This is a genomic window from Calditrichota bacterium (genome assembly GCA_013152715.1).
GTDB lineage: Bacteria > Zhuqueibacterota > Zhuqueibacteria > Thermofontimicrobiales > Thermofontimicrobiaceae > 4484-87.
In genome coordinates this window covers 1-21,805 of record JAADFU010000103.1, presented here as the reverse complement: position 1 = coordinate 21,805, position 21,805 = coordinate 1, and the positions used below count along the sequence as shown (strand labels likewise).

General features: G+C 44.3%; 20 protein-coding genes. 10 read left to right on the top strand and 10 right to left on the bottom strand.

The window, feature by feature from the left end; all coding sequences use genetic code 11:
• The coding region (locus tag GXO74_08570; GenBank protein NOZ61723.1) for a T9SS type A sorting domain-containing protein at positions 1-750 on the top strand (750 nt) is incomplete at its 5' end.
• Positions 751-1,765: 1,015 nt separating this feature from the next.
• Complete coding sequence (locus GXO74_08565; protein NOZ61722.1) at positions 1,766-2,449, top strand: response regulator; 684 nt, start codon at positions 1,766-1,768, stop codon at positions 2,447-2,449.
• Between the two features lie 51 nt (positions 2,450-2,500).
• On the opposite strand, the gene GXO74_08560 is transcribed toward GXO74_08565, so the two are convergent.
• The 4 genes from GXO74_08560 to GXO74_08545 form a co-directional block, all read right to left on the bottom strand.
• Positions 2,501-4,003, bottom strand: a complete 1,503-nt coding sequence (locus tag GXO74_08560; protein NOZ61721.1) for a hypothetical protein — start codon at positions 4,001-4,003, stop codon at positions 2,501-2,503.
• 11 nt (positions 4,004-4,014) lie between these two features.
• Positions 4,015-4,830 carry a rhomboid family intramembrane serine protease gene (locus tag GXO74_08555; protein NOZ61720.1) on the bottom strand — a complete coding sequence of 272 codons (816 nt, stop codon included), beginning with the start codon at positions 4,828-4,830 and terminating at the stop codon, positions 4,015-4,017.
• A gap of 60 nt (positions 4,831-4,890) precedes the next feature.
• Positions 4,891-5,550 carry a hypothetical protein gene (locus GXO74_08550; protein ID NOZ61719.1) on the bottom strand — a complete coding sequence of 220 codons (660 nt, stop codon included), beginning with the start codon at positions 5,548-5,550 and terminating at the stop codon, positions 4,891-4,893.
• 279 nt (positions 5,551-5,829) lie between these two features.
• Positions 5,830-6,690, bottom strand: coding sequence for an RNA polymerase sigma factor RpoD/SigA (locus tag GXO74_08545; protein ID NOZ61718.1), 861 nt, complete (start codon positions 6,688-6,690; stop codon positions 5,830-5,832).
• Between the two features lie 347 nt (positions 6,691-7,037).
• On the opposite strand from GXO74_08545, the gene GXO74_08540 reads away from it, so the two are divergent.
• A complete protein-coding gene (locus tag GXO74_08540; protein ID NOZ61717.1) occupies positions 7,038-7,463 on the top strand; it encodes a hypothetical protein in 426 nt (141 codons plus the stop codon).
• 19 nt (positions 7,464-7,482) lie between these two features.
• On the opposite strand, the gene rnhC is transcribed toward GXO74_08540, so the two are convergent.
• Positions 7,483-8,370 carry a ribonuclease HIII gene (gene rnhC, locus GXO74_08535; protein ID NOZ61716.1) on the bottom strand — a complete coding sequence of 296 codons (888 nt, stop codon included), beginning with the start codon at positions 8,368-8,370 and terminating at the stop codon, positions 7,483-7,485.
• Between the two features lie 314 nt (positions 8,371-8,684).
• Here rnhC and GXO74_08530 point away from each other — a divergent pair, with 314 nt between their 5' ends.
• Entirely contained in the window at positions 8,685-9,821 is a 1,137-nt protein-coding gene (locus tag GXO74_08530; protein NOZ61715.1) for a MinD/ParA family protein, read from the top strand.
• 101 nt (positions 9,822-9,922) lie between these two features.
• Positions 9,923-11,188, top strand: coding sequence for a hypothetical protein (locus GXO74_08525; protein ID NOZ61714.1), 1,266 nt, complete (start codon positions 9,923-9,925; stop codon positions 11,186-11,188).
• 27 nt (positions 11,189-11,215) lie between these two features.
• Here the strand turns inward: GXO74_08525 and GXO74_08520 are convergent, their stop codons facing one another.
• From GXO74_08520 to GXO74_08510, 3 genes are all read right to left on the bottom strand, one after another.
• Positions 11,216-12,784, bottom strand: coding sequence for a HAMP domain-containing protein (locus GXO74_08520; protein ID NOZ61713.1), 1,569 nt, complete (start codon positions 12,782-12,784; stop codon positions 11,216-11,218).
• Between the two features lie 75 nt (positions 12,785-12,859).
• On the bottom strand, positions 12,860-13,771 hold the full coding sequence (locus tag GXO74_08515; protein ID NOZ61712.1) for a DUF58 domain-containing protein: 912 nt from the start codon (positions 13,769-13,771) through the stop codon (positions 12,860-12,862).
• 2 nt (positions 13,772-13,773) lie between these two features.
• Positions 13,774-14,778, bottom strand: a complete 1,005-nt coding sequence (locus tag GXO74_08510; protein NOZ61711.1) for a MoxR family ATPase — start codon at positions 14,776-14,778, stop codon at positions 13,774-13,776.
• Positions 14,779-14,974: 196 nt separating this feature from the next.
• On the opposite strand from GXO74_08510, the gene rlmN reads away from it, so the two are divergent.
• Entirely contained in the window at positions 14,975-16,015 is a 1,041-nt protein-coding gene (gene rlmN / locus GXO74_08505) for a 23S rRNA (adenine(2503)-C(2))-methyltransferase RlmN (protein NOZ61710.1), read from the top strand.
• A 155-nt stretch (positions 16,016-16,170) separates the two neighbouring features.
• Complete coding sequence (locus GXO74_08500; GenBank protein ID NOZ61709.1) at positions 16,171-17,031, top strand: cation transporter; 861 nt, start codon at positions 16,171-16,173, stop codon at positions 17,029-17,031.
• 43 nt (positions 17,032-17,074) lie between these two features.
• On the opposite strand, the gene GXO74_08495 is transcribed toward GXO74_08500, so the two are convergent.
• Complete coding sequence (locus tag GXO74_08495; GenBank protein NOZ61708.1) at positions 17,075-17,725, bottom strand: hypothetical protein; 651 nt, start codon at positions 17,723-17,725, stop codon at positions 17,075-17,077.
• Between the two features lie 136 nt (positions 17,726-17,861).
• Entirely contained in the window at positions 17,862-19,250 is a 1,389-nt protein-coding gene (locus GXO74_08490) for a polysaccharide deacetylase family protein (protein ID NOZ61707.1), read from the bottom strand.
• 188 nt (positions 19,251-19,438) lie between these two features.
• Here GXO74_08490 and GXO74_08485 point away from each other — a divergent pair, with 188 nt between their 5' ends.
• The 3 genes from GXO74_08485 (at position 19,439) to GXO74_08475 (ending at position 21,496) form a co-directional block, all read left to right on the top strand.
• A complete protein-coding gene (locus GXO74_08485) occupies positions 19,439-19,747 on the top strand; it encodes a glycoside hydrolase (GenBank protein NOZ61706.1) in 309 nt (102 codons plus the stop codon).
• 242 nt (positions 19,748-19,989) lie between these two features.
• On the top strand, positions 19,990-20,460 hold the full coding sequence (locus GXO74_08480; protein NOZ61705.1) for a hypothetical protein: 471 nt from the start codon (positions 19,990-19,992) through the stop codon (positions 20,458-20,460).
• 181 nt (positions 20,461-20,641) lie between these two features.
• Entirely contained in the window at positions 20,642-21,496 is an 855-nt protein-coding gene (locus tag GXO74_08475; protein NOZ61704.1) for an ROK family protein, read from the top strand.
• The last annotated feature ends 309 nt before the right edge of the window (positions 21,497-21,805 follow it).

Below are 21,805 nucleotides of genomic sequence, written 5' to 3'. Positions count from 1 at the left end.
GAGATTATTTTGGATGATTCAGACGCAGAGAGTTATACGGAAGTCGCCGGGACATGGAAGACTAAGCCCAATGGCTCGTCGTTTTACAAGGGTTGGAATGGTGAAGCTCGAGTGAGCTACAACAATAGCTCTCGCGCGCAGTGGCATCGGAGTGGAGTTGTTGGCACTTATCGCGTGTGGGCTTATTGGGGATATTACAAATACGGTGGTGATTCCCAGGCGAAATATCAAATTCATCATAGCGGTGGTGTTGCAGAACATGTAGTTGATCAAAAAGCAGTGAGCCAGCAGTGGGTATTGTTAGGTGAGTACACGTTTAACGGAGATTTTATGGTAGAGATTCGAGCTGTTGCCACGCCGATCGTAGCCGATGCTGTAAAATTAGAAGCAGTTGGGTTGGCAAAGAATGGTTCGAATGGACCGCAAGAGCCGTCGGTCATGGTCCAGGATGTACCAGTATCGTTTGAGATTTGCGCTCCTTATCCAAATCCTTTCAACATGGAAACAAAAATCAAGCTGGAAATTCCGGAGAGCGGCCTTCTGTTCGCGGCAATTTACAATATTCGCGGCCAAAAGTTGATCACATTGAGCGACGATCAGGTGATGGCCGGAGAAAAAGTAATGCTCTGGAATGGTCGCGATGAATATGGGTCTGAAGCGAGCAGCGGAATTTATTTGCTGAAAGTCGTTTATCGCGGAGAAAATCAACAACGGACGTCATTAACGAAACGTCTGATTTTGATGAAATAGTTTCTGACGTAGCAAATGCTTTTTGGCCCACTCTTGATCAAATCGGGAGTGGGCTTTTTTATTACAATAGACGCAGTCTCATCGGCATCAGTATTTTGTTTTTGATTGTCGAGATTGCGGTTTTCGTATATTTTTTTCTTTCAGAGTGCATTCGCTCCGTTTTGAGGGGCCTTTTCTTGTGCGCAAGAAATTGAACTTCTACTCGGCGGAATAGTAAATTTTTGCCCGGAAAGCGAATGAGTTAGTTCCCAACAGAGTGAAAAGCTTATCCAGACTTTGCAAAGAAGTCAAGAAAACACGTTCTGAAATTGTAAATTTGCAGCTTCAGATGAAAATAGGATGCTGTAATTGGCTTGTCTTCATTTCTTGCACGAATTTCATTTTTGAAAATTGTTTGCAATATTCCATTTCAAATTGAATGTTTCTATCGGTAGAATATTTTCTCTGTTTAATCACAATTAAAAATTCTTAACAAATGGACGATATTTTACCAGTATGGTGATAAGTTTTCATCTAATTAATATCATAGATAGAATTAATAATGTTTCAATCGAATACAATATGTCCGAAAAATCGCAATTAAGTACAATAAGATTATTCTTACGAAGTAACTTTATGAGAAATAACAGGATAAATAATAATAACTATTTATTTTAATATTTTTAAAATATTAGACAGTCGAATTGGTGAAAATTCAACAATAATTTCTACAGCGGCTTGATGAGAGAATGTGATTGAAAAAAAATATGGCAAAAAAGGATAGAATTAAGTATCTAATATATTGATAGTTAATAGAAATAATTACCAAAACATACTTAATAACAAAAATTTATTTACATAGATTAATTGTTTTAAAGCTAACTTAACAAATGTTCACTAAAAACAACATACTGGCATAATGTTTGCTTAATATCTTAACGAAAGCGAAAAAATTACAAAAAAGCGCAACCAAAGAGCCTATATTGTTTTTTCTATTCAATGAAAATTTTGGCTTAACGAAATAAAGAGGTATAAGATGGAAAAACAAAAAGTTTTGATCGTTAATGCGCGGGGAGGCGTCATGGAAGAGCTTTCTGCGCAACTGGAAAAAGAAGGGTATCAAATTATTAAAACTTCTGATCCGGAAGAGGTCAAGGATATGGCGGCAGAGGAAAAACCGGCCGCTGTGTTGGTGAATGTTGATGGTTTTACAAACAGAATTTGGGATGTCTGTCGCAATTTGAAAGATGATTTTGAGACGAGAAAATCCGCGCTGTTGATGATTTCCGAGGAGGGCGATGAAAATGAAGTGATTCGCGCGATTCAATTGGGCGCTGACGACTACGTTGTTTCTCCTTTCAATAACAAGACGATGATCGCGCGCATGAAAGCTGTGATTGAGCGATTGCGTCGCATTGGCAGCAAGAAGATTCGTGTCAAAGACATCGAGATTGATCTGGATGAGCACAAAGTGCGCAAATCTGGCAAACCGATCGATTTGACTTACATTCAGTTCAAGCTGCTCTATTTATTGGCGTCTCGGCGCGAAAACGTGTTTTCCCGCAAAGAGATTCTGGAAAAAGTCTGGGGACGGAAAGTTTATGTGACCAATCGCACGGTGGATGTGCATATTAAAAGATTGCGGGAAAAATTAGGTGAGTACAAATATCCGTCTCAGTACATTGAGACGATTCACGGCACAGGTTATAGATTCCTTTAGACTCATTTTTTCCTCCCTCCAAAGCCTCTGGAGCAATCCGGGGGCTTTTTTTTAAAACATGGACTCGTATTTTTCCTTGAATTTTTTAACGCTGACATAAATGCTGTAGGCAAGTTTTTTTTGAAATGACGGCGTTCGCAGAAGTTTTTCTTCCCTGCTATTGGAAATGAATGCCGTCTCAATCAAAACATTGGGCATGGACGCGCCCCAGAGCACATAAAAATTGGCTTGCCGCACGCCGCGATTTTGTAAGCCGCATTGCTCCATGATCGTCTCCTGCACCATGCCGGCGAGATCTTCGCTTTCTTTGGTGTACATACTTTGTGCGCCGGCGCTGAGAATGAACTGCTCGTTAGTCATATCGGAATAGTTGCTTTTGTTTTCATATTTGATTACCGAATTTTCAAATTGCGCCACTTCGCGGGCTTCGTTTGATTTGTCGGGTCCCAGAAAATAGGTGCTGACGCCCCGCAGCGACTTTTGTGGATTGGAATTCGCATGAATGCTGATGAAAAGTTTAGCCTGATTTCGGTTCGCAAATTTTGGGCGCTCTTTGAGTTCCACAAACCTATCCGAATCTCTGGTCATCAAAACGGTTACACCCAGGCCGTTGACAAGATAGTCGCGGAGATATTTGGCAATTGCCAGAACGACATTTTTTTCGTATATACCGTGAGCGCCGATTGCGCCCGGGTCGCGGCCGCCATGCCCGGGGTCAATGACAATTTTGTCGATTAGCCATTTTTTCTTTTCTTGCTCAATCACGCGATTGATCTCATCGGAAACGTCCCGTTTGGTTTTGACAGTAATAATAATTTTTCTGGGCGATGGCAACATGAAGTTTTTTTCTACAATTTTGTCTCGCAAACGAAAGCCAATTTGAGCCAGTTCATTGGAGACTTGGCTGGGTACGATGCGCGCGACCATTCCCTGCTGGTATTCAGCATAAAGTTGCAACGAATCGACGATGCCGCCGTAAATGTCCAGGTAGAGCCAGCGATGTCTTGCTCGCAACGAAATGTCCGCTTCGGTGAAATTTTTGTTGGCGACCACGGCAATTAACGTCCCGTTTAGTTTTTGCTCAATGTCAATATCTCGGATATTTGGCTTTTTCGAATAAATCGGTTTCAAAATAGAGAGCGTTTTCTTGTTGGGATCGTATTTAATTTTTCCCGGAAATTCCCGATTGACAATCTCAAAAAAATAGGAAAGCGGCACGTACATTTTTCCGCGAAAAAATTTTGTCGCCACGGGCAATTGATAGCAGCGGTTATCCACCATGAGGAAAGAATTAAGCGGAGCAATGGCAATTTTCTTTTTAGCAATGTGAACGGACGAAACAAGCCTCGTCGAATCGTAATAAACTGGCGCGTTAAAAATATCGGCAAAATCTTCCAGCGCAACAAAAAGCGCGTTTTGAAAAGATTCTGTTCTGAGCCCCGCGTGAACCGATCCATCGGCGTGGATGACAGTAATCGATTGGGCGATAACGCCATTCAGACGAAAAGAGACAATGCAAAAAATCAGCAGCAAATAAGTGTGTAAATTTTTCATCTAAACCGATTTCAGCCCTTTATTTCGTTTTCATTTCTGGCTAACAATTTGCTGGCTTGTTTCAGGGTTTTAATTTCCCTGTCTGTGAGGCTGTTGTAACCTTTTTCCGTAATTTTGTCTAAAATGGAATCCACTTCGAGCCGTAATTTCTGACGGTGAATCTCTTCTTTTACGCGTTTCTTTGCCTTGTGCTCAGCCTTTTTTTGATAAAAATAATAATTCAAACGCCAGCCGGAACGAATTTTAAAATACAAAAATCCCACCGCGATGCCGCCCAGATGGGCGAAGTGAGCGATGTGACCGCCGCCAGAAATGCCAAAAATGAGGGAGATGCCGATAAAAATCAGCGCCCAGTATTTCGCCTTCAAAAAAATCGGAAACGGAAAAAAGAAGAGGGGCCTGTTCGGATAAAGCAAAACAAAGGCAATCAGCACGCCATAGACGGCGCCCGAAGCGCCGATTACCGACGATGACTGAAAGATGAGATGAAAAAAACCGGCGCCGATTCCGCAAATGAAATAGTAACGCAGGAATTCATGAAATCCCCAGCGACGTTCCACATCGACGCCGAACAGCCACAGCATGAGCATATTGAAAAAAATATGAAAAAAACCGCCGTGCAAAAAAAGATATGTCACCAATTGCCAGACGAAAAAACGATGAATCAGCATTGTCGGATGAAGCCCGAACCAGAAAATGAGCGTGTCTCCGAAAATTAGTTGCAATGCGAACACCCCGACGTTAGCAACAATGAGATACTTAACGCCGGGGGTCATTATTCCCGGTCCGAATCGAAATTGAAATTGTGAGCGTTGCGGATAACTCATGGTGACTCACTTTAAAGTTCGTTGTTGGCGAATTTTGTCGATTTTATCGCCGTCAAAATATTAATGGAATCCCATCCGAATACCGATGCGAAAACCAAGCCCGGAAAGGTCAACTTCGTAGCGCACCGGAGCGCCGACGTCGTCTTTTTTGTCGCGGCTGACTTTGGTGCCATCGTAAAAAACCTCGCCGATGAACGAAGATCGCGATCCGATACGATAGCTAAATCCGCCGGACACGATCCATTTAAAACCGCTGTAAAAACGGCTTGTTTTGCTGGCGTTTTCTCCGAAGGACTGTTCTTTGCTGAACAGCATGGCATAGCCTAACCCGCCGCTGGCAAAATAATCGAAATAGCGTCCCGCGGGAAACTTAACGTTGATGATGCCGTAAATCGGAACAATGTTGGTGGTGAATTGCGCATCGGTACGAACCTCGTTTTCCACGGTGCCGCCGGTGGAAACGGATTGTGCAATTTGAGTTTCTGCCGTGTGCTGTTTGTGGAAAAAATCGACGGCGAGGCCAATGTCGACAGATTCATCGACAATCCAGGAATGCATGGCGCCAAAAATTAGGCCGGCTTTGGAGCCTTTGGGGTTGAAATATCCCGCTTTTAAAGTCGTCGCCGTCATTGGTCTTGGCTGTGAAAATGCCGTTGGAACAATGAAGAAAACAAAAATAGCGAAAGTTAGTGCGCTGAAAAAAATCATACTTTTTTTCATTGGTTTGCCTCCTCTGTTTATTATATTATGAATTTTATCAAATATTACGATAAAAGTCAAGGAAAAAGAAGTCGGGAAGAGAAAAAAATTTGTTGTCTATAAAGATATAACGAACTGAGGCGCGTTTGGTTGCATATTTGGTAACTATTCAGCCTCGAAGCCGCCAAGGCTTCAATATTTAATTATCTAATAAAAAAATAATTTTCTGGGAACCGCTTTGAATAAAATGTGTTTGGAGTCTTCAAGTCCTTGGCGCTGAACAGTGACCATGTTTGACGGTTATCCAAGATAACTGCGTAAAGCTCTGCTGCGAGAAGCATGGCGTAAACGGCGCAATGCTTTTTCTTTAATTTGACGGACGCGCTCGCGTGTGAGTTCGAAATGTTCTCCGATTTCCTCTAATGTGAGCGGAGTTTCAGAATTTAAGCCAAAATAAAGTTTGACCACCTCAGCTTCGCGTTTGCTGAGGGTTGACAGCGCCTCATTGAGCTCTATTTTCAAAGACTCATTCATCAGTTGCTTGTCTGGCGCAGGCTGATTTTGATTTTCCAGAACGTCCAACAGGCGATTTTCTTCTTCTTCGTTGAACGGGGCGTCCAAAGAAAGATGTTTGGCGGACCGCTGCAATGTATCCGATACTTCGAAATCAGAGAGGTCAAGCTGTTCGGCAATTTCTTCGGGAGAAGGCTCGCGCTCGAATTCTTGTTCCAATTCGCTGAACGCTTTGCCGATTTTGTTCATGGTGCCGACGCGATTAAGCGGCAGGCGGACGATACGAGATTGTTCGGCTAAAGCTTGCAAAATGGATTGGCGAATCCACCACACGGCGTAAGAAATAAATTTGAAGCCGCGCGTCTCGTCGAAACGGTTTGCCGCTTTGATGAGACCCAAATTGCCCTCGTTGATCAGGTCGCCCAGCGAAAGTCCCTGATTTTGATATTGCTTGGCGACGCTGACGACGAAGCGCAAGTTGGCTTTGGTGATTTTCTCGAGCGCTTCCTGGTCGCCTTCTTTCACTCGGCGCGCTAATTCAATTTCCTCTGCCGGCGAAAGCAAGCCAACTTCTCCAATCTCGTGAAGATATTGATCAAGAGAGTGGTCGCCCATGTGAATTTGGGAGCTTTTTAGAGATTTTGCCATAGATTTCCCTCTACGACAATCCGTTGAATTTTAGTCATAAATATACTAATTTTTTCAATTCTTGTCAATATCAAAATGCAGACAATAACATCTTTATTAAAAACAATTAGTTAGTTAGCTTTTATTGGTCAACTGGCTGTGATTCAACTGAATGTAGTATCAAAAGATCGCAAATCGAAAAATTTCAATTAAACTGATTTTTGAGGCTGTATCTTTGCTTGATTTTTCTGATTTCAATTTGCTGCAAAGAAATTGCAAATAACTGTAAAAATATCTTGACTTTTTGTGTTAAATTTTATATAATACTAATGCTGAATATGTCGGCGTGAAATTGGGATAAGGAAAAAATGAAAAAAAAGATCACAGTGGTATTTATCTCCCTCATCGCGTGTGCAAGTTTTGTTCTTGTGTACGGCAATGCGGTGATTGTTGAATTTCACGGAGCCCCCGGAAATAGCAAAGTCACCTTGCATTGGGCGACTATCAGCGAAGTCAATTGCAAAACATTTGAAATAGAACGCAGCTTAAATAATACTGATTTCAAAAAAATCGGTTCGGTTCGGGCGATTGGCAATTCAACCAGCCGCCAGGAATATAGCTTTGAAGATAAAAATGTATTCAAAACCTCTACTATTAGCCGCACCTTTTATTATCGGCTCAAAATCATTGACATTGACGGCAGCTTCCGCTTGCACTCCGAAGTCATTTCAGTAACCCCGTCCATCTCCGGCGCGAAATACACCTGGGGCAGCATTAAGGCGCTGTTTCGCTAACAATTAAGCTCCGACCAGTTTAATTCCCCAACAAGTTTTTAATCGGCTTAAAGTGCAATTTTGCGACATTTTTCAATTCTTCTTTTCCATGCCGCTTGATAAATTTTTGCAGGGCCGTTTGCGCCGGCTGAGAGGCGCCCGCCGGGAAGCTCATTTGATATTTTATGGCCAGTTTTTCCAGTGATTGGACGAATTTGTCCCGCGCCAAAATTGACGCCGCAGCAACGGCTAAATTTTCTTCGGCGCGAACTTTCTGCACGAGATGAATCTTGTGCTCTAATGACAGCGCTTCCCGAATCAATTTTTCATCGCCAAATTGATCCGAAAGCACAACCGTGCAATCTACTTTTTGCAGCAAATGCTCGATGGCTTGCGCGTGGCCATAGGCGAGAAGTTTGTTCAGATTTTGAAATTTTGCGTAGAGCCGGTTGTATTTTGTCGGCGTCAGGGTGATGATGGTGTGTTTGAAATGTTTGCGAATAAAAAACGCCAATTCAGTGATTTTTCTGTCGTTGATTTTTTTGCTGTCCTGAATTCCCTTTTGCCACAACAAATGTTCGGAGTTTTTGTCCACAAAAAGCGCTGCAATGACTAGCGGCCCGAATAGATCGCCTTTTCCCGATTCGTCGCTGCCCGCCCATCTGGTCAAATTTTCAATTGATTCCAGGCCGTGAACCGCCGACGTGGATTTTAGCGGCTCAAGATATTTTTCAATTGAATCTTCGATGTTTTTGCCGCGAATGACGACTTTCCCGCTGCGATAAAAAGTGATGAAAACGCGTTCCCGCTGCGCTTGCCAGAAAGCGTGATCGACGGGCTTCAGCTCAAAACCGTCTTGTTCTAAAATAGACCGCAATTGTTCTTCCTGCTCCGGCGCAAATTTGCTTGTAAATACGTTTTTTGGCATTTCAAATTTTTCCTGAGAGACTGGGTTTTCATTTTTTTTTAATATAAACAATTTCAAATTGAGAAGCAACTCTTTTCAAAGTGCAAGATTTTCACCAATGAAAAAAACTGATTTTCTTTACAAATTTTTTGGAGAATGAAGGCAAATAACCCTATTATTAATCGTAGTTTCAGGAGCGGGATTAAATGTGTGAAATAGAAAGAAAGCGCTAAGTGGTCTGCTTTTTGCAGCATTCATTAATCGAGGGCTGCAACCAGGGCTGCATCTTTTTTTATTTTTATCGGGGGTATGCTAACAACTTTGGGACGTGCGAGATGAAGACAACACAAGCAGCGGCACCATTGGCGTTCACTTTTCCGGCTGTAGAGCTTCCCATTAAACGAGCTCTCAAAAAAAAAACTCATACAATAGCGATTGGAAGCGGCAAGGGCGGAGTCGGTAAGACAATTTTTGCCATGAATTTGGCTCATGAATTGGCGGCGCAAAATTACAAAGTTTTGATCGTGGACAGCGATTTCAGCAGCCCGTGTTTGCACCATTTGTTTCAAATCCAGCAGCGCAAAGACCTACTGCTTGAGTTCGAGGCGGATGTGAAGCTTGATGCGAGCAAGCTGATTTGCCAGACGGAATTTCAAAACATTGACGTCATTTTTCGTTATCCCCGCTCGCTGCGGGTCGGAAAAAATAATTTGCTCATTGCCGGAAGATTGCTCCGCGAAACCGCCAAATTGAATTACGATTACGTTATTTTTGATTTGGGGAGTGGCATTGAAGCTACGGATATTTATCTGTTTTTGCATGCTGGTACTAAAATTTTGCTGGGGACGCCCGAGCCGGCGGTAATTGCGGAAAATTTTCGATTTTTGAAAACGTGCATTTTGAAAAAATTGGAGGCCGCGTACCGTGACGATGACGAGAAATTAGAATTAATCAGCAACGCCTACTTTCAAAGTGACAAAAACACAGCGGGAACTTTGAAGGTTTTGATCAAAGGTGAGCAGCAGTCGGACGAAAAAGTAATGTCCATCGCGAAAAATTTTCAACCGCGCTTCGTTTTGAATATGTCGCGCGGGGACGACGATCGCACTTTCGCGCAATGGCTGGATTTGGCGCTCAAAGATTTGTTTGGCGTCGGCATTAAATTCACCGGCAATATTCCTTTTCAAACAAATTTGCGGCGTTTTTTGCGCCATGATTCCTGGGATTTGTTGTTTGCTGATGTCAAAAAAGGCACGGATACTTTTCAAAGGCTGACGCAATATTTGACCGGAAAGGCGGAGTCAGAAAAGCCGCATCAAAGCGGAAAAAGGGCGTTGAAGAAAATGGGCGATTTTGTAGATGTAAACTCGCTGATCTGTTCAAATCAATGCAGCCTTTGGCAAAATTGTAACTATCAAATGGGCGGGCATCCGTGCCGAATAAAATACATTGGGTTTGTCAATCAAAATTAGTTTCATGTTTCCTCCAATTTGCTTCATTGGAAAAAACCTGCCTGAACGCGGCGTCGGACAGGTTTTTTATGTTCGCATTGTTAAAAAAATATAGGGGTACAATGAAAAAAACACAGCTTTTGCTCACAGTATTGGCGTTGTTCGTCATTTATTGCCATCAACCGTTGCCGCCTGAGCTGCGAAATAGACCGCCCAACGCGCCGCAACTCGTTTTCCCCGAAGACGGAGCGATGCGAATGCCCGTGGCGTTGACTTTGCAGTGGGAAACTTCGGATCCCAACGAATATGACACGCTCCGTTGCGATATTTATTTGCAAAAAAATAATGCCAACCCTCATTTGTACAAGGCAAATTTGCCAGCGGATTCGCTCCGGCTCGATTCGCTCGATTTTGACAGCCAGTATTTTTGGCAAGTGATTGTGCGGGACCAGAAAAACTTGCAGACTGAGGGGCCTGTCTGGAATTTCCGAACCAGAGTGGAGCACAACAATCCGCCCAGAATTCCAGCTAATCCAATGCCGCAGAATCATCAACAAAATGTGGCAATTGATGATGTGAATTTTTCCTGGGAAGGTGGCGACCCGGATTCCTTCAGCGTGGTCGCGTACGATGTTTCCTGGGGCGTTCAGGCGGACTCGCTGCGGCCATTAAGGGCAAACCTGTCAGATACTTCTTTTGCTTTGTCACTTTTACCTTTTGACACGAAATTTTATTGGCAGGTAACGGCGCGCGACGAATATGAAAGTGTTCAACTCGGGCCTGTGTGGGATTTCACGACGGAAAAAGGCAGTCTGGTTTTCTGGGAGCCGTTTGACACCTATTCTCAAAATGAGAAGCCGCCGGTTCCGCCGTGGACAATCGCAGACTCCGCCAGTTCGATTTACATCACCAATGAGACGAGTTACAACGAGCAGGGAAATAGTCTTTGTTTCATGGACTCTACTGTGCAAGGCTACAGTTTCATTGCGGCGCACTTTGCGTCGATGGATCTGGGAATGATTTCTTTTTACTGGAAAGTGAGCAACGCGACGGACTATTTCGGATTGAGACTTTATTCCAACGAAGCGGACACGGCTCATTTGGGTCCGCAAATTTCCATTCGCGAAGGAAAGATGGAGTTTTTCAGTCACAATCGCAGTTGGGAAAATATCACAAACGTCGCGGCCGGCAGATGGTATTTTGTCGAGGTTGTTTTTTCGTGTGAAAAAAAGATTTTTCAAGTTTTTGTGAATAATGAGCTCAAAGCCGAATCCGCCACCTGGATCGGCTCGACAGTCCCTTCGATCGATTCGATTTATTTTATGACATTCAAAAATCGTGTTTGCGAGCGCGGGTATGTCGATGAAATTAAGGTGATAAAACAATAGTCTTCGGCACGCAGGGAATGGGAAAAATCAAAGAACAATCGTAACTCTCGTGCCTTTGCCCGGCGTGCTGAAAAACTGAATTTCGCCGTCATGGTCCTCGATGATTTTTTTCACAATCGCCAGGCCCAAACCCATTCCTCTCTTCTTTGTTGTAAAATTAGGCTCAAAAATTTTTTTCAACAGCTCCGATTCAATGCCAATTCCCCGGTCGATAATTTCGATTTTTACAGATTTGCCCTCTGCTTTGATGGCGTTAGTCGTGATGAAAATTTCCTTGTTCGCCGTGTTTGGCTGACTGGCTTCCACTGCATTTTTGAGCACATTGTACAGAGCACGGCGAAATTGTGCGCGATCGAGGCGGATCGGCGGAACGGACTCATCGAGCCGGACGCGAATTTTTGGCACGCCGGGCTGTGCCTGAACAAGAGTGACCACGCTTTTGATGATGTCATGCACGTTCGCTTTTTCCAGAGAAATTTGCGGCATACGGGCAAATTGCGAAAATTCCTCCGCCAATCTGGTTAAAGATTCCACTTCTTCCTGAATGCTCACGATAGGATTGTCCGACCCCAGTTCCGGCTCGAATTTATTCCACAAGCGTCGCAGAGAAAGCTGAATCGGCGTCAGGCTGTTTCGTATTTCGTGAGAGACGCGGCGCGCCAGTTCCTGCCAGGCAGCCATGCGTTCGGCGCGGAGCAATTTTTCCTGGCTGGTTTTCAACTCCTGCGCCATGCGGTTGAAGGTATCGATGAGAAATTTGATTTCGTCTTTGGCTTTGACATTGACCGGAGCGCCAACTTCGCCAGCAGCCATTTTTTTCATTCCCGCTGCCAACTCCATGATTGGCTCGCTGATGCCTCGCGACAGCGTTTTTGCCGCGTAAACCGCGATGAGAGTGAGCAAAACAATAAAAATCGTGGAAAACGCCCAGATCAATTGCCCTTCCTCAACTGATTTTTTGAAAAGGGAGAGCGAGTTGTAAACGCGGATGGCTTCGGTCAGGTTCTCTTTGACGGTGATAATTTTCGGATCGATTTCAAAACCAATGACGCGAAATTTTGTGTTGTCGATTGGTACAAATACCTCGCAAGCATTCACATCGCCGGCGAAGAGTCGGCTAACAATCTCGCCAGCAAATATGGAATTTACGATTTGTTGATCAAAATTTTCGCAGATTGTGTCAGCAGCCGCTTCGCGAGAAAATTTTCGCAGGGCATGTATTTCATCGCCTTGCTTTTCAAATTCAGCGACAAAAAGCACACCATTTTTTTGCAAAAGCAGATTTCCTTTCGCATTCGACTGGTCGAAATCAGAAATGAGCAAAACACCTTCCCGTTCCAATTGATATTTTATCAGTTCAAGGCTGCTGACCAATGTGTTGTCCATGCCAGGGAGCAGAAACATTTGCATGCTTCGCGTAAGCAGCGCGCTGACAAAAGTCGTCAAAGGAATAGCCGGAACCAGCACCAACAGAATGAAAATAATAGTGAGTTTTACTTGAAAGCGAAAACCGCGCCTGGATTTTCGATAAATGGAGATGAGGTAAATCGCCAGCGCGACAGAGAGAATTGTGAGCCAGATGAAAAAAATATTCATGGGTTCAATCGTTTTTTATCGCGACAAAGAGAGCAGACACAGGTCACTTTTTAGGCGGATGAAATATCAAGATTTTTAGCCACCCAACCTTTTTCTTTTAATCATGTACTCCAACAATGCCCGATCAAAGTCCATGGCGGTATTGAGCGCTACAAAATCAATTAAATTATTTCGGCATTCCCGACGATAATTTTGCACAAAATCGCTCATCAAACGCTGGTATTCCGCACGAATGTGCCAGGGCTGCGTACTCATTTTGTCGCCGGTTTCCACATCGCGAAACAGGGCATTTTTCTTGAAATCAAAGTCAATTTCTCTCGGATCGAGAATTTGAAACACAATCACTTCGTGACCGCGGTGACGAAAATGTTTCAGCCCGGATAAAACCTGCGCCGGCTCATCCAACAAATCAGAGAGCAAAATGATCAGACCGCGGCGATGAATGCGTTCTGCCATCGTGTGTAAAGTCAAAGCAATGTTCGTCTTTTCTGTGGGTTTGACTGTTTCCAGCACCGATAAAATTTGTGTGAGATAGCTGCGTACCGATCGTGGCGATAGATAATTTTGAATTTTCTCGTCAAAGGCGATGAGCCCCACGGCGTCGCGCTGCTCAATCATCAAATATGACAACGCCGCCGCCAAGTACGAGGCGTATTCCAATTTGCTGATTTTTTCAGAAGAGTAGGACATGGAAGCGGAAATATCCAGCAGAATGTAGGCTTTGACATTGGTTTCTTCTTCGAATTGTTTGATGTAAAAACGATCGGTCTTGCCGTAAGCTTTCCAGTCGATGTGGCGAATTTCGTCGCCGGGCATGTAGGGACGATAATCGGAAAATTCCACGCTGAAGCCGTGGTAGGGACTGCGGTGCAGTCCGGAAATAAATCCTTCGACGATAAGCCGCGCGCGGAGCTGCATATTTTTCAGCCGCGAGACCACTTCCGGATTCAAATATTTTCGGTAATCGACAGCTTCTGTTATTGGCATGGTCAATCTTTCACTTCGTCGATCAATTTTTCAATAAGTTCTACCGGGCTGACATTGTCGGCTTCGGCGTTGAAGTTGGTCACTAATCGGTGGCGCAAAACTGAAATGGCCACTTTTTTTACATCGCTGATGTCCGGTGTGGGTCTGCCGTCGAGGATGGCGTTAGTCTTGGCGCCCAAAATCAGATACTGGCTGGCTCTGGGACCGGCGCCCCAGCGGATGTAATCGCGAACATAATTGGGCGCGCCATTTGTTCCCGGTCTGGTCAAACTGACTAACTTGACGGCGAAATCAATGACATTGTCCGCCACCGGGACGCGCCGAACGAGCCGCTGCAATGCGATGATATCTTTCCCTGAAAGCGTTTTTTTCAAATTCGGCTCGTAGGCGCTGGTTGTCGATTTCACGATTTGGTTTTCTTCCGTAAAAGAAGGATAATCAACCCACAAATTGAACATGAAACGATCGAGCTGTGCTTCGGGCAGCGGATACGTGCCTTCCTGCTCGATCGGATTTTGAGTGGCTAAAACGAAAAACGGCTCTTCCAATTTGTAAGTTTCACCGGCTGCGGTAACTTCGTGTTCCTGCATCGCCTGCAACAACGCCGCCTGCGTTTTGGGCGACGTGCGATTAATTTCATCGGCTAAAACAATATTGGCAAAAACAGGTCCCTTGACAAATTTGAACGCTTTTCTCCCCGTCGTCAGGTCGTCTTCGATGAGCTCGGTGCCGGTGATGTCCGAAGGCATCAGATCCGGCGTAAACTGAATGCGTGAAAATTTTAAATCCAACACCTGCGCCAGCGTGCTGATCAATAGAGTTTTCGCCAGACCGGGGACGCCGATGAGCAGACAGTGTCCCTGAGCCAGCAGCCCGATGAGCATTTGGTGGATGACGTCGCGCTGGCCGACGATCACTTTGCCAATTTCTTTGACAATTTTATCGTGCGAATCTTTTAATTGTTTGACAATTTCCATGTCATTTTTTGCAGCAACATTTTCGGTCATGAGTCCTCCGCAGCGGATTTGAAGTGAAACTTAAATTTATCAGCAGCGTTTTAAGGCTGTTCTTTTTGTGGCAAAACAAACTAATTTTTATATGCCTTTGATGACGGTTTGTTTCAACGGTTTAAAATAGGAACTTTTTTGCTGAAATGCAAATATTTTATTGCACAAAAATCAAGAATTTAGTAAATTAAAAATAATGAATAAAACAAACCTCACCGGCATGACTCTCGAGGAAATGGAAGATTTCATGGCTTCCATTGGTCAGCCTGCATTTCGCGCCCGCCAACTTTTCAATTGGCTGTATAAGCGCCGTATTTCCGATGTCGACGAAATCACGGTTTTTTCCAAAAAATTCCGCGACGAACTGAAAGAAAAAGTTGAAATGGGACACGTCGAAATTGCTGATCGGCAAATTTCCGCCGACGGCGAGACGAACAAATTTTTATTCCGGTTGCGCGACGGCCACTTCATCGAAAGCGTTTTTATGGTCGATGGGAAAAGGCGCACCGTGTGTCTGTCGTCGCAAGTTGGCTGTGCTCTGGGGTGCTCGTTCTGCGCTACGGGACGCATGGGTTTCCAGCGCAATCTTTCTGTCGGAGAGATTGTCGACCAACTTTTGGCGGTGCTGAAAACCATGGACATCGATGCGACAAATTTGGTGTTCATGGGCATGGGCGAGCCTTTTTTGAATTACGAAAATGTGATTAAAGCCGCAACGCTCATCGGCCATAGCGACGGAATCGCCGTGGGCAAAAGAAAAATTACCATTTCCACTGCCGGACTTGTGCCGCAAATAAAAAGATTTGCCGATGAAAATCAGGGTTTCAAATTAGCGATTTCGTTGAACGCCTCTGACGATCTCTCGCGATCTGAGTTGATGCCGATTAACAAAAAATATCCGTTGCGCCAGTTAATCGAAGCGGCGAAATATTATTCCGAGAGGTCGCGGCATTTATTCACGTTCGAGTATCTGATGATCGCCGGCGTGAATGACCGAAAAGAAGATGTGGAAAATTTGAAAAAACTGTTACGCGGTTTGCGTTGCAAAGTGAACATTATCCCCTACAATCCGACCGATGATCGCTGGCAAGCGCCGACCGAAGAGGCCATTCAATATTTTCTGCGCGAACTTTTGCCATTGCGGATTATCGTTTCTGTGCGTCGCAGCAAAGGCGTGGACATCGATGCGGCGTGCGGACAATTGTATCATTCCCATCAGGAGCAAGCCGCAAAGTGAATTGTTATACGCTGGCATGGGGAAAATGTAAAGAGTGAAAAGAAATTACCAAATTTTTTATGAATAGTGCGTCTGTTGCGCTCAATGAATACTGATATTGTTTTATTTTGCTTGTTTTTGACGCCGAATAAATCGTCATCATTGAAAGGAATTTCATGGTTCAAAGTCAGAGAAAATTAGGTTATTTTGAAGGCTGGTTGTCGGCCGGAGTGAATACAGTGCTTTTTGGAATCAAATTGTGGGCCGGGACGCTGACCGGTTCCGTGGCGATGATCGCCGACGCCTGGCACACGCTTTCCGACACTTTGACTTCGGGCATTGTCATTTTGGGGACCTGGATTTCTGGCAAGCCGGCTGATGAGGGGCATCCTTTTGGCCACGGCAGAGCGGAGTCCATTGCCGCCATTGTGATCAGTACGCTGTTAGCAATTGTTGGTGTGAAATTTTTCAGCGATTCAATCAAACATTTTCTGGCGAAAGATGTGGTCGTTTTTGGCTTAACGAGTATCATTGTGTTTTTAATTTCCGCGATCATCAAAGAGGCTCTGGCGCAATTTGCCATCCGCGCCGGGAAAAAACTCCAGGCGCAGTCGGTCATTGCCGATGGCTGGCACCATCGCAGCGACTCCGTGGCTTCGTTTTTGATTGTCGTCGGCGCTTTTCTCGGTCGCTGGCTCTGGTGGATTGACGCGGCAATGGGCATTATCGTGTCAATTTTAATCTTAAAGGCGGCTTACGATATTTTTCGTTCAACGTCGGATTTGTTGATTGGCAGGCAGTTGGATCATTCACTTGAAGGAGAAGTCAGGCAAATCATTGCGCAAAATTTACCCGGCATCCTCGACGCCCACCATTTTCACCTGCACGAATACGGTAGCCACAGGGAGCTCACCTTTCACGTCTCTATCGACGGCGAATCGTCGCTTCAAGACGCGCATCGGTTAGTGGATGAATTGGAAAAATTGGTGAGTCAAAAACTCGACATGGAAGTTACGATTCACATTGAACCGGTTTGATGACGTTCAATTCATGCCGGGAATTTAGTTTAAAAAAAGTCATCTATTGAGAAACAAATTTTTTAATCGTTTTCTCGACATCTTCAACTTTACCAATGACCGTCACCTGATCGCCCGCTTCGAGCTTTGTGTTTCCGTCGGGGATTGTGACTTCTTTTCCTTTTTTTACGGAAGTGATCAGCACATCTTTGGGCAAGGTGATTTCTTTCAGTGTCTTGCCAGTTACGGAAGAATTTTCCGGAACTACAAACAGATCAATTGTTCCGCCGGAATTTTCCAGGTCCTGGCTGAGTTTTTCGACCACGTAAGAATCGGACATGCCTTTGCGCAGATTGTCGTATTCAGATTTGGTTGCTTCCGCTTGTTTTTCCAACTCGGTGATTTTGTTGATTTGATCTGCCAGAGCGGACTTGGTCAGCCTGGCATCTTTTTGCTGGGATATTTCAAAAGCTTGCTTTCCCAGTTCCATTTTTTCCTGTTGAATCTGCTTTTGGATTTTCGAAATTTGCATTTTCAGTTTTACGACAGTCGTTGCCTCAGTGGTTTTGCCCTCGATTTGCGAATACAATTTTTGCATTGTTTCCAATCCTTGGGTGCTAACTTTTTTCCCTTTCTCGATCAGATCGCTGGAAAGTTCTGAAATTTCCTGTGAACTTTTTTGAAAATTTTGTTTGATTTTGTCAAAAAATTTCATCTCCTGAATCTCCTGATTTTAAGTTGATGGTTTGTCGGCGTTCGTTTTGAAAAAGAGAGAGCTATTTTTCTATTTGATGTCACAATTTTGGCAAAGATACAGTTCTCCGAATCGGAAACAGCAAACGAAAATTCATTCAGTTGGTCAGCAGTTCTGAAATCGTCACAAATTGGTAGCCGCGATTTTTCATCTCGCGAATTATTGTGGGAAGCTTCTCGTGCGGATAATCTCCTTTGCGCAAAGTGCCCAGATGCATCAAAATAATGCAACCATTCGCGCCGTGCGGAGAATTTTCGCCGAAAGAGAGAATTTTATCGACGATTTCTTCTGCAGAGTGGTAGATCGTCGCTGTTGTGTCTGCCACCCAGTCGAGCGTGTCCATGTTGTTTTGCCAATCCCTGCCAACTGTCCAGCCGATTTGGCGGAAGCCGACTTCGGCTGCCCAGCGGCGAATTTCCGCGTTGTGCTCTCCGTAAGGCGCGCGCCAGAAGGGTTTCATTCGCCGACCTGTGAACCGACGAAATAGCTCCGCGGTTTTGAGTAGCTGTTGTTGAACCAATTCTCTGGTGACGCCGGAGCGCGTGTCGTGCTTTCTGTTTATTTCAAATGTAGTCAGATGCGGATGTGTCCAGCTATGGTTTCCGATATCGTGGCCGTCTTCCAGCATGCGAAGGACGTGTTTTCCGTAGCGACGAATATATCTGCCCGTCAAAAACATCGTGGCGTGGACATGCTCCTCTTTAAGCACATCGAGAATTTCGTCGGTGATATTGTCCAGATAGTCGCCGTCAAAGGTGAGCGCAATTTCTTTTTTGTTTATTGAGCCGCGAGTAAAATCTCTGGCTAAAAACGACGGCGTGGGCGGCGCATATTTAAAATTGACCTCTTCCAACAGAATGCTCGATCCGTCTTCGCTCAAAGCCCGAACGGTGAACCGATTTCGCCCGGGTTTTACTTCAATATTTTCAAAAGTAAATTTATTCGCTTTGACCAATTTTGCCGCCAGCAAATTTCCATCGGCGGAAATTGTCACGACACGGTTGTCTTCCGTTTCGCCTTCAATAGTAATTTTGTTGCGGATGACCATGGAAGGCATCGTCGGTTTCGTCACCTTTAGGGTGTCGAGATGACGGGCGATTTGCTGGACACTGGTGAGCGAATCGGCGACAGCTATTTTTTCTTGCAAGTCAGCCATTTGTTTTTGCAGATGATTCACTTTGCCGCTGTTGCTGATGTTCAGCCAGATGCTGCTGAGCAAACCCAGCAGTAGAACGGAGACCAAAACTAAATTGGCTGGTCTGGCGCGCAACGTTTTGTAATTTGTAACCACGTGCTGCCAAAAAATTTTTAGACGATTGACGACAAAAAACATGCTGCGGCTGAAAATATCTTTGAAAAAACATTTCTTGCTACAATAGATGTGGTGGGCAATATTGCGTTGGCAGTCCGCGCAAATGGGCGCTTTGCAATAGTAGCATTTGCGCTTGGCTTCGCGGTCGGGGTGGTTTTTGCAGGTGTCAGTCATTAGCACAAAAATTTATTTGATTAAATTGAAAAAATGCCAGAATCAGAGAATCTTTTGGCTTGAGAATTATCTAACAAGATAAGTTTAATTGAATTTTTTGAAAAAAGCAAGTAAAAAATTTAATCACGGAAAATTTTCGGGCACAAAGCCGATTATTTGCTGAGTAGAAAACATTTTAGGAGCATAAAATGAGCTTGAAAAAACAATATTTGAAATCAAAATCGCTGTGTCGGGTGACGTTTCGACTGGAGAAAAAGCCGGCGGCGCAGGCCAAAAAAGTCTATCTTGTCGGCGATTTCAATAATTGGGACGAAAAAGCGAATCCGATGAAAAAACTGAGCAACGGCGACTTTACCCTGCGGCTCGATCTGGAAACCGGGAAACAATATCAATTTCGCTATTTGCTTGATGACGGAACGTGGGAAAACGACTGGAACGCAGACCAATATGTTTCCTCTCAATTTCCCGGCACTGACAATTCTGTCGTCTTGACCTGAATTTCCCGAATCAGATGTGCGCTACTTTGAAGGTGGCGTACATCTCAACTTAAGCAAAATAAAAATCGTCCCACCAAAAAAATTAATTGAAAATGTCAATTTTTTTCTCTATCTTTTATGTTTCGGAAAAATTAAGAGGCCAAACCTGCCAGATTTTTACCCGTCGGGTTAACCATTTTTTTGCATCGCATTAAATCGAAAATGAACTCATTCTTCGATGAGAATAAAAGGGAGAAATAACAATGGCAAAAAAGAAAACCTGGAAAGAAAAATTACTTGACAGCAAAAACCTGCCCAAAGTGGAACAAATTACAGAAAAACAGTCGAAAATCTGGGGCGTGGGCACAGTCGTCATTCCGGCGCCCATCGAAGTGGATGAAATCATGCGTCAGGTTCCCGAGGGAAAACTGATCACAATCAATATCATTCGTGAAAAATTGGCAATCAAACATGGCGCCGCTACCGGATGTCCCATTACGACGGGAATTTTTGCCTGGATTGCCGCAAACGCCGCGGACGAGGATGCCCGCGCCGGCGTGAAAAATATTACGCCTTACTGGCGCACACTGAAATCCAGCGGCGAACTCAATGAAAAATATCCCGGCGCAATCGAGAACCAAAAATTGATGCTCGAGGCTGAAGGGCATAGAGTCATTCAAAAAGGCAAAAAATTTGTCGTGGAAAATTATCAGGAAAAACTGGTTGATATTTAATTGGTATTAGGATATCATCCCAAAGCCAATAAGAACACAAAAATATTTTTTTACCACAAAGACGCCGAGACACCAAGAAATAAAATAATTTTTCAAAGACCTTTGTGCCTTCTTGACTTTGTGGTTGATTTAATTTTGCGAATTAAGTGCTTCCAACTTACTACGGTTATGGAGAAAAGAAATGAGCGTTTACGTCGGACTGGATATTGGCGGAACAAAGTTCATGGTCGGAGCCGGAGATGAAAACGGAAATCTTCTCCACAGCGTCATCCACGAAACGCCGCAGCGCCTCGAAGAAGGGATTGAATTGCTCAAAAAAATGACGCGCGAGATTGCCGGAAGCGAAAAAATATTAGGCATGGGCGCAGCAATTGGCGGGCCTCTAAATTGGAAAAAAGGAATTGTTTCTCCGCTGCATCAACCGGAATGGCGAGATGTGCCGCTGAAAAAAATTATGGAAAAAGAATTCGGTTGCCCGTTTTTTGTGGACGTGGATACGAATGTTGCCGCATGGGCAGAATACAAATCCGCTCAACCGCGTCCTGAAAAATTGCTCTACATGACCATCAGCACCGGAATCGGTGGCGGTTTCATCGCGGACGGAAAAAATTATCGCGGAAAAGACGGCGCCCATCCGGAAATCGGCCATCAGTCGATTCCGTTTCGCTGCGGTCATCCGGAAAGAGTTCAGTGCGAATGCGGAGCTCCGGATTGCCTGGAGGCGCTTGTCTCAGGAAACGGAATTCAACGAATTTACGGCAAAAAGGCGGAAAATTTGAACGATGCCGAGTGGGAAGAAGTTGCTTATAATTTGGGTCAGGGTCTACGAAATTTAGCGGCACTTTATTTGCCCGATGTGATCGTTTTGGGCGGTGGCATTGCCACTGGCGCCCGAGAGAAATTTTTTAATCAGGCCCTAAAAGTGATGAAAGATCATTTGAAAATGACGCCGGCTCCGGAAGTCCGCATCAGCAAATTGGGATACAACACAGCTTTGATGGGAGCGATTTACATTGCCAGAGATGGGTTAAATTGAGTCCCGAACTAAACATTCACACTATTCCGCAAATTTTCCCTTGATTTTTTCAAAAAAAATTGTAAATTCAAGTTAGAAAAAATCTCTTGATGTTCTGAACTTTCCTAAAAAATCTTTTCAATGGACATAGATTCTCAGCCAAAGACCACTAAATGCCGTTTTTACACCGGCACAAGGCATACCCTTTGATTTGTCCTTTCAAATAAAATTCAATTTTACAGGAGGATTAGCAAATGAAAAAGACTATTTGCGTGCTCTTGGCTTTTCTAATTTCCTCAAGCTGGGCGTCTGATAATCGGCAGGCTGCTG

Excerpts from the sequence above, each read along its gene's own strand:
- GXO74_08500 (NOZ61709.1), top strand. The coding sequence starts at position 16,171 with ATGGTTCAAAGTCAGAGAAAATTAGGTTATTTTGAAGGCTGGTTGTCG.
- GXO74_08510 (NOZ61711.1), bottom strand. The coding sequence starts at position 14,778 with ATGACCGAAAATGTTGCTGCAAAAAATGACATGGAAATTGTCAAACAA.
- rnhC (NOZ61716.1), bottom strand. The coding sequence starts at position 8,370 with ATGCCAAAAAACGTATTTACAAGCAAATTTGCGCCGGAGCAGGAAGAA.
- GXO74_08560 (NOZ61721.1), bottom strand. The coding sequence starts at position 4,003 with ATGAAAAATTTACACACTTATTTGCTGCTGATTTTTTGCATTGTCTCT.
- GXO74_08475 (NOZ61704.1), top strand. The coding sequence starts at position 20,642 with ATGAGCGTTTACGTCGGACTGGATATTGGCGGAACAAAGTTCATGGTC.
- GXO74_08550 (NOZ61719.1), bottom strand. The coding sequence starts at position 5,550 with ATGAAAAAAAGTATGATTTTTTTCAGCGCACTAACTTTCGCTATTTTT.
- GXO74_08485 (NOZ61706.1), top strand. The coding sequence starts at position 19,439 with ATGAGCTTGAAAAAACAATATTTGAAATCAAAATCGCTGTGTCGGGTG.
- GXO74_08515 (NOZ61712.1), bottom strand. The coding sequence starts at position 13,771 with ATGCCAATAACAGAAGCTGTCGATTACCGAAAATATTTGAATCCGGAA.
- GXO74_08520 (NOZ61713.1), bottom strand. The coding sequence starts at position 12,784 with ATGAATATTTTTTTCATCTGGCTCACAATTCTCTCTGTCGCGCTGGCG.
- GXO74_08545 (NOZ61718.1), bottom strand. The coding sequence starts at position 6,690 with ATGGCAAAATCTCTAAAAAGCTCCCAAATTCACATGGGCGACCACTCT.
- GXO74_08540 (NOZ61717.1), top strand. The coding sequence starts at position 7,038 with ATGAAAAAAAAGATCACAGTGGTATTTATCTCCCTCATCGCGTGTGCA.
- GXO74_08480 (NOZ61705.1), top strand. The coding sequence starts at position 19,990 with ATGGCAAAAAAGAAAACCTGGAAAGAAAAATTACTTGACAGCAAAAAC.
- GXO74_08530 (NOZ61715.1), top strand. The coding sequence starts at position 8,685 with ATGAAGACAACACAAGCAGCGGCACCATTGGCGTTCACTTTTCCGGCT.
- GXO74_08565 (NOZ61722.1), top strand. The coding sequence starts at position 1,766 with ATGGAAAAACAAAAAGTTTTGATCGTTAATGCGCGGGGAGGCGTCATG.
- GXO74_08525 (NOZ61714.1), top strand. The coding sequence starts at position 9,923 with ATGAAAAAAACACAGCTTTTGCTCACAGTATTGGCGTTGTTCGTCATT.
- GXO74_08490 (NOZ61707.1), bottom strand. The coding sequence starts at position 19,250 with ATGACTGACACCTGCAAAAACCACCCCGACCGCGAAGCCAAGCGCAAA.
- rlmN (NOZ61710.1), top strand. The coding sequence starts at position 14,975 with ATGAATAAAACAAACCTCACCGGCATGACTCTCGAGGAAATGGAAGAT.
- GXO74_08495 (NOZ61708.1), bottom strand. The coding sequence starts at position 17,725 with ATGAAATTTTTTGACAAAATCAAACAAAATTTTCAAAAAAGTTCACAG.
- GXO74_08555 (NOZ61720.1), bottom strand. The coding sequence starts at position 4,830 with ATGAGTTATCCGCAACGCTCACAATTTCAATTTCGATTCGGACCGGGA.